Annotated in this window: 9 protein-coding genes; 3 read left to right on the forward strand and 6 right to left on the reverse strand. The window is 42.8% G+C overall.

Features of this window, described 5'->3' with window-relative positions:
- Positions 1-40: 40 nt before the first annotated feature.
- The gene (locus EQM06_RS08535) at positions 41-1405 is read right to left on the reverse strand and encodes an APC family permease (protein ID WP_128745909.1); all 1365 of its coding nucleotides are present in this window, start codon (positions 1403-1405) and stop codon (positions 41-43) included.
- 424 nt (positions 1406-1829) lie between these two features.
- Here EQM06_RS08535 and EQM06_RS08540 point away from each other — a divergent pair, with 424 nt between their 5' ends.
- Positions 1830-2531, forward strand: coding sequence for a cysteine hydrolase family protein (locus tag EQM06_RS08540; protein ID WP_128745911.1), 702 nt, complete (start codon positions 1830-1832; stop codon positions 2529-2531).
- A 98-nt stretch (positions 2532-2629) separates the two neighbouring features.
- On the opposite strand, the gene EQM06_RS08545 is transcribed toward EQM06_RS08540, so the two are convergent.
- Positions 2630-4714, reverse strand: coding sequence for a sigma-54 interaction domain-containing protein (locus tag EQM06_RS08545; protein WP_128745913.1), 2085 nt, complete (start codon positions 4712-4714; stop codon positions 2630-2632).
- 400 nt (positions 4715-5114) lie between these two features.
- On the opposite strand from EQM06_RS08545, the gene EQM06_RS08550 reads away from it, so the two are divergent.
- Positions 5115-5831: a B3/B4 domain-containing protein gene (locus EQM06_RS08550; RefSeq protein WP_128745915.1), complete on the forward strand. Its 717-nt coding sequence runs from the start codon at positions 5115-5117 to the stop codon at positions 5829-5831.
- A gap of 74 nt (positions 5832-5905) precedes the next feature.
- On the opposite strand, the gene EQM06_RS08555 is transcribed toward EQM06_RS08550, so the two are convergent.
- On the reverse strand, positions 5906-7240 hold the full coding sequence (locus EQM06_RS08555; RefSeq protein ID WP_128745916.1) for an NCS2 family permease: 1335 nt from the start codon (positions 7238-7240) through the stop codon (positions 5906-5908).
- Between the two features lie 260 nt (positions 7241-7500).
- On the opposite strand from EQM06_RS08555, the gene proC reads away from it, so the two are divergent.
- Positions 7501-8304, forward strand: a complete 804-nt coding sequence (gene proC / locus EQM06_RS08560; protein ID WP_164914404.1) for a pyrroline-5-carboxylate reductase — start codon at positions 7501-7503, stop codon at positions 8302-8304.
- 105 nt (positions 8305-8409) lie between these two features.
- On the opposite strand, the gene ortB is transcribed toward proC, so the two are convergent.
- From ortB to EQM06_RS08575, 3 genes are all read right to left on the reverse strand, one after another.
- On the reverse strand, positions 8410-9831 hold the full coding sequence (gene ortB, locus EQM06_RS08565) for a 2-amino-4-oxopentanoate thiolase subunit OrtB (protein ID WP_128745920.1): 1422 nt from the start codon (positions 9829-9831) through the stop codon (positions 8410-8412).
- Positions 9831-10136, reverse strand: coding sequence for a 2-amino-4-oxopentanoate thiolase subunit OrtA (gene ortA, locus EQM06_RS08570; protein WP_128745922.1), 306 nt, complete (start codon positions 10134-10136; stop codon positions 9831-9833). The genes ortB and ortA overlap by 1 nt, the downstream gene beginning before the upstream one ends.
- Positions 10137-10220: 84 nt before the next feature.
- Positions 10221-12575: a glycyl radical protein gene (locus EQM06_RS08575; protein ID WP_128745924.1), complete on the reverse strand. Its 2355-nt coding sequence runs from the start codon at positions 12573-12575 to the stop codon at positions 10221-10223.
- Positions 12576-12648 lie beyond the last annotated feature (73 nt).

The following is a 12648-nucleotide window of genomic DNA, read 5'->3' on the forward strand; positions in this document are numbered from 1 at the left end:
TTTATGGATAATGCCACATCAGCTCTATGTAGAAAATCTTTTACAGCTCCAAATCTGCATTTTTCTTGAAAACCTTGATTAAAATGAGATAATAAATCAATCCGCAGGCCAGCCAGATCAATCCGAGTACTTTCGCCTGGCTGCTCAAGCTGAACCAAACAAATCCGATAATAATAGCTCCAATCAGCGGAGCGACAACATATTTAAGGGTTCCCTCCGCCTTGATTTTAACCTTATAGTAGTAAATGACAGACAAATTAAGAATAAAGAAGGAGGTCAGTGCGCCAAAATTAACTAATATGGTAAGCTCATCAATTTTATTTTGGAAAAAGATACACATCACCAATGAAACGATTGCAATGAACCAGGTCGCCACATATGGAGTCTGATATTTTGCATGTACCTTGGAAAAAGCCTTTGGGAAATTTCCGTCACGGGACATGCTGAACAGTACACGAGATACGGCGACCTGTGCCGTTAAAGCGGCAAATCCCCAGGAAAGGGCGGTTGCCGTTGAACATAGGGTCAGCAGTGTCCTCCCTCCGGCCAGATTGGCAATTTCATAAAAGGCAGTGTCTATATTATTAAATGCTCTGTAATCCGGCCACAAACAGCCTGCCACCCAAGTCAGAAAGATAAAAAGGCCGCCTAAGATAAGAAGGGCGGATATGGTGGCTCTTCCGACAGCCTTTCCCCCGCCTTTTGTTTCTTCTGCCAGAGTGCTGATGGCATCAAATCCAAGAAAACTTAAAACAGCAATGGATACCCCATTCATGACCATAGCGAGGCTAAAGTTTTTTGCATTGAAAATGGGATCTACTGTAAAATGTACGCCGTTTGTTCCCTTTAAAATCGCAATAACAGCAAAAATAACAAAAATGACATAAACAACTAATTCAAAAGCCAGTGCAACAACACTTAGTTTAGCAGAAGCTTCAATGCCTTTAATATTAAAAAAAGTAACCACTACAAGGAAAAGGAAAGCCCATATCAGGATCGGTACTTCTGGGAAAATAGCGTTCATGGACGCTCCGCATACGACATAAATCAAAGTAGGCATTAGGATATAATCCAGTAAAATAGCCCACCCTGTCATAAATCCCAGATGTTTGTTGATCCCCCTTGAGGTATAGGCATATACTGAACCGGCGATTGGAAAGGCCTCCGCCATTCTGCCATAACTAAATGCTGTAAAAATCATGGCAAACATCCCAATGGCATACACTAAAGGTACCATATTATCAGAGGCTTCTGCCAGAAATCCATAAATGCCGAACGGAGCGATAGGAATCATGAATACCAGACCAAATATAGCCATTTGCCAAGGTTTTAAACTTCTTTTCAGTTCCTGCTTATACCCAAAATCCTCTAAAGTATGAGCAGTGCTTTCATTTTGCTGAGACATTTTTGTTTCCTCTCTTTCTTTTACATTATTTTAGAACTTATTCCGATATCTAAATATTCTGCAAATAATGTACCAATTTGATTTTTCCTAAAATGTCGTGTTTTTTCGTTGTGAGACGTTCCTCTCCCCCTTATAGCTTTACCTTTTCGTAACAAAATGCCCTCCGTTCCGTCCTTTCTTTTGTTACCTTATCGTTCTTTTGTTACTTTTTAGTAACAATCCTCTCCCACCTGATTCTTAAAGCAGTACCTTTTCTTCATAAAAAAAATAAATAAATTTAAGTAACCTCCAAATTTCAATGAATTTAATGGTTCATCCTTTTTCGCCGTTAAAAGAACTGTAGCTTTTATTGGCACAGATTATGCTATTACAGTTGTCAAGCCATTCGTTATATATGAAGTAAAAACAGTGAGGAGGTTCTATCATGAAACGCGATAGAAAATATGTATCTTTTTATTATGACACCACTGAAGAATTCCCGGAAATAAAACTGGATCCTAAGAAAACGGCACTTTGTCTCGTAGACCTTCAAAATGAATTTGTTTTAAGAGATTTTGGAGAAGCTCTTGCTTTTAAAGAAGCGGGAGAGTGGGAAAAGTGGATTCCTTTTCATGACAGATTAGATCAAATGGTTATCCCCAATAACAAGAGACTGTTGGATTTCTTCCGTGCGAATAATATGACAGTCAGCTTCGGCAGAATTGCCTGTCAGAGGGAGGATGGGGAAGATCGGTCTCCTGTACAAAAAACAGAAGGCTGGAACAACATGCTTCTTCATGTGGACAGCTTTGCCGCTCAAATGGTGGAGCCCCTGACACCAAAGGCAAATGAAATCATTGTCAACAAAACCACGGATAGTGTTACTACCGGAACCAATTACCTTCAGCTCCTGAGATTTATGGGCATAGAGACGGTGGTGGTGACAGGAATCGTTACAGACCAGTGCGTGGCTTCCACCATCAGAGGTCTTGCAGATGAAGGCTTAAAAGTAATCTGTGTAGAGGATGCCTGTGCTGCCGGAAGTCAGGAATTACATGACGCAGAGCTTAAGATCATGAACCTCATTTACTGCGACGTTCTCAGTACAGATGATACCATCGAGCTTATTAAAAAATATCTGCCTTAAATTCGATTAATCGGTAAAAATGAAAAGCTCCCAACTGAGTAGCAAGCTTCACTTTGTCACTTGTCTGCTCAGTTGGGAGCATCTCTATCTTCATTTTCTTATGATAGAATATGATATTTCTGCTTTTTCCTCATCAGCTTAGGCTGAGTCATCTGTAGAAATTCTGCTGCTTTTCTGGTAGTGCCAAATTTCTTTAAAGCATATTCAATAAGCTGCTTTTCCTGCTGCTCCATAATTTTCTCAAAATCCAAGGAGGAGGAATATTTCATATGATGTTTTAAATTCATGACTAAGTCTTCATATACATTTTCACGTAAGACTTCCTGCACGTCATCTCCCGTTATCACATGATCCTTTACGCTGATTACTGCCCGGTGAATCAGATTTTCCAGTTCCCGGACATTTCCGGGCCAATTATACTTTGCAAGCTCCATAAGGGCAGTAGGCGCAAGCTCTTTATCGATACCATACTTCTTACAATAGTTTCGGAGAAAGGAATCTGCCAGCGCTGCAATATCATCCCGGCGTTCCCGGAGCGGCGGGACTGTGATCGTACAGATATTCAGCCTATAATACAAATCCTCTCTGAACCTTCCCTGTTCTACAAGCTGCCGAAGAGGGATATTGCTGGCGCAGATCACCCGCACATTAATGCGGATGGGAGAAATTCCTCCCACCTTATAAAATTCACTTTCTTGAAGGACCCGCAGAAGCTTTGACTGCAAATTTAACGGGAGCGTTCCCACTTCATCCAAAAACAGGATTCCCCCATTGGCCAGTTCAAAATATCCCTTTTTCCCCGCTGGCTGTGCTCCGGTAAAAGCACCGGCCTCATACCCAAAGAATTCACTCTCGGCAAGACTTTCCTGAATAGTCGCACAATTAATTTTTACACACGGCTTATTCTTCCGGATACTGTTTTTGTGTATCAAGTCGAGGATCTTTTCCTTACCGACGCCCGTTTCTCCTTGGAGAATGACACTGCAATCATATTGGGCGATATTTAAAACTTCATCTACTACAGCTTTTGTTTCAGAACTGCTGAAAATGAAATCCTCCAGTTTTCCACTTTTCTCTATAGACGCCGCAACCGCCTTTTTAGCCACCTGACGAAAAGCAATGGACTGGGATTCATAAAGCTTATTAATTCGATTTAGGTCTTCCGCAATAGAAATCAGTAAATCAAAGGTGAATTTCTCATATCCAATAATAAATTGTCCCAGCACATACGCTTCAATTTCTTTGCTCATACTCTCCGCAATCAGGATGGATTGAGTATAACCATTTTTAAGGCTCGTAAAATATAGTCTTCCCTTCTGCCGTGTAAGGATAACGCTTAGAACCTCTGAGCCCAAAAGATCTTCACAGTTAATCGTCATATCGTAAGGCTTCTTTTCTTGTCCCAGAATCGTCTCGGATGCGGGAATCGGTTGAGCAACATTGAGAATATAAGAGGAATGAACCCAATGAGCCAGTTCCTGTTTGACCTGCTCAGGGGTAAGAGTTCCTATTCCGTCCTCATCAAGGATTACTGTAATATAACAGTCCTCCCCTACAGCTTTTCGGATAGCCCAAACGTAAGTGATACTGGATACCAAATCTTTTCCGATAACAAGATAGCGTTTTCCTTTGTCGGATACATGATAAATGCTGTACAGGCTGGCGGCTTCATCAAAGGTAGCCATCGTATAATTCAGCTGCAAGACAGGCGGAATTTTTGTTAAAGGGGAACCGATAAAAGCAATGCCATAGCCGGATACAGTAAGCTCCCCATAGTTATAGTCGATTTTATGGATTTTATCAATATAAATCGGGTGGGCGGTCATGGTGGTCAAACAAAAGATAGGATCTCCTATATGATAGGGAGAATTCTTCTCGAACTCACTCCCCATAGCCTCAATCGTACCGTAAAATTGTCCGGCCGTATTGGTAAAAGGGTTGTGCAGCTTTCCTCTGCGATGAATCAAATCTAAAATTTTTGCAATAATCTTTGCTTCATCAAAACCGCATTCACTGCAAAGCTGTTGAAAGCAATCTCTCTCCAAATGGATCAGCTGTAAACATATCCTACATTCGGAAGGGGATAGTTCTCTGCTATTATCAACCTTCCATGCGGTAACCGGAACAGTCCCCTTTGGCTCTATTACCCGGCTGACTCCGAACGTGTCTTGTATGATTTCCATTCTTATCCTCCCCCAATTCTACGATTTCTTCTTTATTATATCATGCAAGCTGCGTCGCCGCATGATTCAATGATTCCTTCCTTACGGCAACGCCGATTCCAATCAATAGAATCATTATACCATGCAAGCTGCGCTTTTTGAATTGGTTTCGTATCAATTAAGCGAATATTGATTCAATATCAATTCGAATCCTGTCCCTCAAATACTTTTTAATATCTACTAAGTGGGAGATTTTCAATACCTTTCTGTATTTATTTTTATATCATGGCAGTTGGCATATATATTGCTTATTATTTTTATAAACATTTTTACTGCTCCGGCTTTATCTAAAAGAAGGAGCAAATAAAAACCAGATTTTTAGACAAACTTAATAAATATAAAACAAAGGAGAAGATGGAACATGTCAAAATTTATCATTACAAATGAATTCTGGGAACTCTTTCCGGAAGCAGAAATCGCTATAGTCGTAGCAAAAGGAATCCAAAACACAGAAGCGCAGGTTGCAGATGTAAGAAAGGAAATCAACGAACTGCTAAAGCAGAGCAGCAAGGAAGCAGAGAAATTTCTGTCCGCAGGTGTATTCAGCCAAAATAAAGTAATTTCTGTGTGGCGGGAAGCTTATCAGCAGTTCAAAACAAAAAAGGGCGTCCGATGCTCTATTGAAGCGTTATTAAAGCGAATAGACAAGGAAATCGGCGTTTCTCCGATCAACCCGCTGGTCGATATCTATAATTCAGTTTCTCTGACTTATGGGCTTCCTTGCGGCGGTGAAGATATTGACACATTTGAAGGGGATTTACTTTTAACAAAAGCAAACGGAGACGAACCGTTCCTTGCCCTCGGCGACGAAGAAGCAAGCAATGCTCTTCCCGGTGAAATTATTTATAAAGATGATGCGGGAGCCGTATGCCGTTGCTGGAACTGGCGTGACGGACAACGAACCATGCTTACCAACGATACCGTCAATGCCTTTCTGATTATCGAATCCGTAGATCCAAGCAGAAGTGAGGATTTGAAAGCAGCTGTATCCAAACTGGCAGAACTGACCGACAAGTATTTAGGCGGTTCCGCAGAGATTGTACATTTGAATAAGAATAATCGAGAAATGAATTTATAAAGGTCTTTTATTCAGGGCAGAACTTCCGGATTTATTTAATTGAATCCGGAAGCTCTGCTTTTTTCATTCTTTTTCTAAACCAGAAAATGGATAATGAAACAAACCGTTAAAAGATACATGACAGGATGCACCTCTTTTCCTTTTCCGGTGAGAACCTTTATAACAGAATAGCTGATAAAGCCGAAAGCGATTCCCTGTGCTATGCTGAAAGTCAGCGGCATTAACAGAATAGTTAAAAAGGACGGAAGCGCCTCTGTAAAGTCTGCAAAGTTAATCATAGCCACATCGCTCAGCATTAATATACCAACTATAACTAAAACCGGAGCTGTAGCTTGAGTCGGTATCATTAAGAAGAATGGGGCAAAGAATAACGTAATCAAATAAAGAAGCCCTGTAGTTACGGCACTAAGCCCTGTTCGACCTCCTTCTGACACGCCTGTGGCACTCTCGATATACGTGGTCGCAGTAGATGTACCCAGAACAGCCCCTACCGTAGTAGCTATCGAATCACAGATTAAAGCCTTATCCAGATTCTTGATCTTCCCATCTGCTCCAATCAGCTTGGCTTTTCTGGAAACACCGATCAGCGTTCCGATATTATCGAACATATCAACAATCGTTATTGTAAAAATGACCGCAAAAATGCCATATTCAAAAACACCCTTGATGTCAAGCTGTCCAAAGGTTTCCTTCGGAATAGGCGGCACTAGGCCAACAATATCTCCTAATCCCGCAGGAACCTTGGTAATCCCCATGAACATGCCTATTACGGTGGTCACCAATATGCTGATCAAGAGTCCTCCTTTTATCTGCTTTGAAAAAAGCAGGCTGGATAAGACCAGTCCGATAAAAAACAGGGCGACCTCCGGACTCTTTAAATTTCCCAACCCCACAAAATTCGAAGGGTCGGATACAATGACTCCGGCATTTTTAAAACCGATAAAGGCAATGAAAAGGCCGATTCCCACACCAATAGATATTTTCAGGCATTCCGGCACGCTGTCGATGATGAGCTGCCTTACTCTCGTTACGGTCAAAATCATAAAAACAATACCGGAAACAAAAACTGCTCCCAAGGCGGTCTGCCAGGACAAGCCCATAGGTCCGCAGATGGTGTATGCAAAGAAAGCGCTCAACCCCAATCCCGGAGCCACAACAACCGGAAAGTTTGCATATAGCCCCATCAATATGGTCGAAAAGGCTGTGGCTATAATGACGGCAGCTAAAGCACTGCTGTGAGGCATCCCCGCATCGCTGAGCATCCCCGGAACCACCGCCAGAAGATACACCGAGGCAATAAATGTAGTAATACCGGATATAATTTCAGTCTTTACAGTTGTACCATATTCATCCAGTTTAAAAAAACGATTGATATGGCTGGGTCGATTTAAAAGTTTTTCTTTAGGCATGTATGCTTCCTCCATTCATTTTATCTGTCGTTAGGCTGCCCTGTCCCCGTTTGCTTTACACATCATAGAGCCATTAAAACAAATTCGTTGGACTTTTTAAAAGTTCCTTATCTATAATAAACGAAATGGTTCGATTATGCACTACTTTTTTGATTCCGTGGTGCAGTAAAAAAATTGTTGTCATACAACAAGCACATCTTGACAACGGGTATAACAAAAGCTATAATGAAGAAAATGGAATTAAAAGAGGAGGAAGAGAAATGAGCAAAGACATTGTTTTCTGCGGTGGTGGAAACATGGCAGAGAATATTATAAAAGGGCTGCTTTATAAAAAAGTCGTTCTGCCTGAAAATGTTACGGTCAACGAATTGCTTCCGGCCCGTTGCGAATATCTGTCCAAGACTTATGGTATAACAGCAGTTACAAATGCAGATGACGCAATCAAAAGAGCCGGCCTAGTGATTATCGCCGTAAATCCATTGCAGGTTCCGCCTGTTACAAAAGTACTGAACCCACTTATCAACGAAAAGACCATCGTACTGTCTATTGCCGCCGGTATCCCCATTAAAACCTTAGAAAACCAGCTGGGCAGCGACAGAAAAATAGTACGCGTTGTACCCAATACGCTCATTCAGGCGGGCAGCGGTTATAGTGCCGTGTGTATGAACGGGTGCTGTGATGATCAGGACAAGTCCCTTATTACTCACGTTCTGGACGCATTAGGGCAGATCATGTATCTTAAGGAAGATCTGTTCAATAGTTTTTCAGGATTCAGCAACGTAGGTCCCCTTTGGCTCTATAAAATGGTGGAAGCATTAACGGATGCTGGAGTGTATGTAGGATTTAGCCGCACAGATGCGCGCAATATGGTGATTAAGAATATGCTGGGCACCGCTGTTGTTCTGGAAGAGACCGGCGAACATCCGGCCGTAAAAGTAGATCAGATGACTTCTCCCGGTGGAGTGAGCATAGAAGCGCTGAAAGTATTACAGCAAGGGAATTTTTCTTCGGCTTTAATGAATTCTGTTATTGCCGGTATCGATAAGGCAAACTCCATAGAATAGTAATTTTAAGCAACTCTACATAATATAAATATAAACCGAAAATGCTGGGGAAATGATATTTCGTTTCCCCAGCATTTTTATAAACTCAACTCAACTTTATAAACGTTACTGAACTTTTACTCCTTTTGCTTCCAATTCAGAAAGCACAAATTCTTTATCTGATTTTATTTCATCCATAATAAAGCTTACATCTTCCTCTGTTGCAGAGGTCATCCCGCAATTTTTTACACAATTCTTAATATAGGACTTGCGTGCGTGAGTCATATCATATTGTCTTGCCTTAATGAAGGATGGATCTTTTGGAAATACCAGATTTTTTCCCGGTATTTCATCTTCCGGATCACCGAACAACACTTGAACCCCATTCTTTTTTGCAAAGGTCAGCTGCGGCATTGGATGCTTTCCCGCACTTGTATATTCCGTTTCCTGAACCACCAGTATGGCATCCTCATCCATCTGCTGGGCCAAAGCAAACGCCGCCGTTAAAGAGGTATTCCCGGCAGGTCCCCTTTCATACCCCTCCAATATAGCAAGCGCCTGTGTCATATAAAACAGCTCTCCCTGTTTTATGGTGACCATTTCATCCATGTATCTGAGAACTCTCGCCGCATTTCTCGGACAATCTGACCGATCCGGCCATGTGGTGAACGGCAAACTGAATCCGGTATGTCCTGTGGTGCAGGACTTTCGGTTAAAATCCTGTTCCGATGCCATGTGGAGTCCTTTTAAATCAATGCAGGCTCCGATGACCCTTGTATTTTCCGCCCCGGCTTTAATCAGGCCTCTGGCCGTCCCTGTCAGGTTACCGCCCCCAGCATTTGTGCATACGACCGCCTCCGGATCCTTTCCGAATTTTTCTCTGCACTGTTCAGCCAGCTCATACCCTAAAGTCTCTACCCCGGCAATACCAAAAGGCGTATACAGGGACGCGTTAAAATAACCCGTTTCCTCAAGGAGACTCAGATGAGTCGAAAACAATTCCGGGCCTACCGACAGCTGAACCACTTCTGCGCCGTATGCTTCGCAAACTCTCTGTTTCTCAAGTATCTCAGGCTGTCCCACCTTATTATTGTCATAGCACTCCTGTACGACGATACATTTCAGGCCCTGCATAGCCGCTTGAGAAGCGACGGCTGCTCCGTAATTGCCGGAGGTGGCCGCTATAACACCTTTGTATCCAAGCTTCTTTGCGTGATATACCGCAACGGCCGCTCTCCTTGCTTTAAAACTTCCTGACGCATTGGCCGCTTCATCCTTCACTACTATTCTGGCGCCCTTTCCCTTTGGAGCATATTTTCTCGCCAAAGCAGTAAGATTGCGCAGTTCGATCAGCGGGGTATTCCCAACGCCGTGAGCTAATTGAATTTCCCTCATTTCTTCAAGGGAATAGCCCACTTCCCTCATCATGGCCTCATAGTCAAAGCCGATACCTGGGAGCTCAAATTTCGTGTAGTCGATCTGCATGGCATTCTTAATGATTTCATTTTTGCGAGCCATGATGGCTTCATAGGTTTTATCGTTCTTCACTATTTCTCAGCTCCTTCCATAATTTCTTTCAGCTGCAGCTCCACTTGAAGCAGTTCCGGCTGAAAATCCCCATAATCATGAATATATCTCGGATTGATATCTACCAGAGTTCCGCTGGTCTTTCTTCCTGTGACGGTGATAATGTCCATGTTCTCTCCCAAATTTCCCTCATGCTGGGCGATTCCCTTTACCCAAAGCTTCAAATCGCATTTTTGCGTATCTTCCGGAACCTGCGGGGCTCTGTTGCCGGCTTTAAGCACGGTGTTTTCAATCTGCACCCAGTCTCCTTTTTTCGCCATACTCATAAAGTACGCTCCTTTCCTTGTATAAACAGTAAATTTTAAAGGAACATCTAAGGAAATAGATGTTCCTCTTTATTTATTCAAGCATTAAACGGTTCTCTGTACGGTTCTTTGAATAATATTTTCCTGAATATTTTTATCCAGATCAACGAAGAAAGCAGAATAGCCTGCTACACGAACCAGCATATTGCGATATTTCTCCGGTTCTTTCTGAGCGGCACGAAGAGTTTCATCATCTACCACGTTCAACTGTAAGTGGTCTCCGTTCTTTTTAAAGTGAGCGCGCAGAACAGCCTCTAAAATATCTTTTCCTTTTTCGCCTTTTACAATAGCCGGGTCAAAACGCTGATTCAGCAGCATTCCGCTCTGAGGAATGGTGGAGTCCACGGCATTGACCGAATTTACAACAGCGGTCGGTCCGTTTACGTCCATACCGATCATCGGGGAAACATTATCTGCCATTGCAGTGAAGGCATGTCGTCCGTCCGGGGTCGCACCGATCATTCTTCCGAGTACCACATTATAAGACTGGGTCGCCCAAACCGTAGTAAGCTCGCCGCCTCTGCCATCCTTATACTTTTTGCCTTCATCGTCCAGGGTTTTCACTACAAAGTGTGCATATTTATCCACCGCTTCAAGGTCATTGCCGAATTTAGGCGCTCTGTTAATCAGAAGCTGACGCATATCCTCTTTGCCTTCAAAGTCTGTTTCCAGAAGATCGACCAGCTCGGTCATGGTCAGATAGTTCTTATTAAATACGCATTCTTCAATCGCTGCGAAGGAGTCTGCAATATTGGCAAGACCAGTAACAGCAATCGCAGACCAGCGGTTATCGCAGCCCTTTTGCTGAAGCACTCTGCCGTTTTCAATGCACCCTTCCGTAAAGCAAGAGCCGGTAATAGTCGGTACGGCATAGGCATGACAGGAAACCATTTTGTTGAACAGTACAATGAACTTTCTCAGGAAAAATTCCTGCTGCTTCAAGTACGCTTCTTTCAGCTGCTCGATAGAGGTAAAGTTCTTAATGTCTCCCGTATGCGGGCCGACCTGTTTTTTACTGATCGGATCCATACCGTCATAAAGGGTGATTTCAAAGACTTTAATTGCATTGTAGTATCCCATCTGAGACTGGAAGTCTGATTTGCCCTGTGAAACTGTTTCCGTACATCCGCATACAGCCCAATTTACTGCTTCTTCCTTCGTAAAGCCCAAACGTGTCAAATAGGAGATACAGGTGCTGTCATTAAAGAATGCCGGATGGCTTCCGCCTTTTAAAGCTACCTGCATAGCCAAACGGAAAGTATCCTCACTGATGTTGTCATGGTAACGGAAGGATACGCAAGGTTCCTTTGTCTGCAAGTCTTCCATGCAATGCAGAATTAAATCGGTCAGTTCATTGCATCCGTCCGAGCCATCTGCCAGCATGCCGCCCAGCATCATGTGAATATAAAGGGCACAGCCGGGATAAGCCTCTGATTCAAACTCATTACGCAGATACCACATTTCCTCGAACTTCAATTTAAATTCATGGATCACATCGGCAATGTATTCTTCGCTTATCCCATGAGCCAGATCGTTTTTATAAAAATCATACATATACTGATCGAAACGTCCCAGGGAATGGTCGGATCCATTGTTCTCCATCATGAAAGCAAGATGGGTGAACCACACGAGCTGTGCTGCCTGCTTAAAGGTCTGCGGCGGATTTTCAGGAACCACGCGGCAGTCTCCTGCCAGTGTCAGCAGCTGTTCCTTTCTTTCAGGGTCATCACAGTCCGCAGCCATTTCTTCAGCCAGATCCGCATAACGGTGAGCAAATCCAATAATGGCTTCCATGGTGATGATCATAGCTTCCCACGTGATCTTCTTTCCCATGGTTTCAAGATCCATATCCTCTAATGCCGCCAGTTTTTCCTTGCACTGATTAATGTAGTAACGGTATCCTTTTTTAACCATTTCGTCATAATCCGGCGCCAGGTTCATGGTAGAAAGCTGAGAAATGCCCTTTGTGAATACGCCGACCTTTAACAGCGTCCACTCTTCTTCTGTCACTTGTGCATTCGTCAAGTCGCCAAAGGTTCCGCCCTCCCATTCGGCAACCATTTTTCTCAGTTCATCCTTTTCTCCGGGAAGGAACTGAAAGTTGTCGTACTTTCTTGTATCCAGCGTTTCCAAATCCTCTCTGAGCCATGCGGACATTTCAGGGAACACCGGAACTGCATGCATACGGGAGGCCATGTGACCTGCTAAAATTGAATCTGCATCAATGAAGATTTTTTTATTTTCCAGAACGTACTTAAATAGTTTTGCTCTCCTAAGGATAAAAGGTTCAATAGAAGGTTTTTTATAAAACTCTGTTGCCAATCTCGCACGATCTATACAAATCGTAGGCTGTGTGTTACGCACCTTGTCGCTGAGTCTTTCAATTCTTTTTGATATCATTTCATTTTCTCCTCTCTTTTTCTTTCATATTGAAAAATGAATATCTAATACATTAAAAAATACGGATGAACGG

The organism is Aminipila luticellarii (assembly GCF_004103735.1).
GTDB classification, from domain to species: Bacteria; Bacillota; Clostridia; order Peptostreptococcales; family Anaerovoracaceae; genus Aminipila; species Aminipila luticellarii.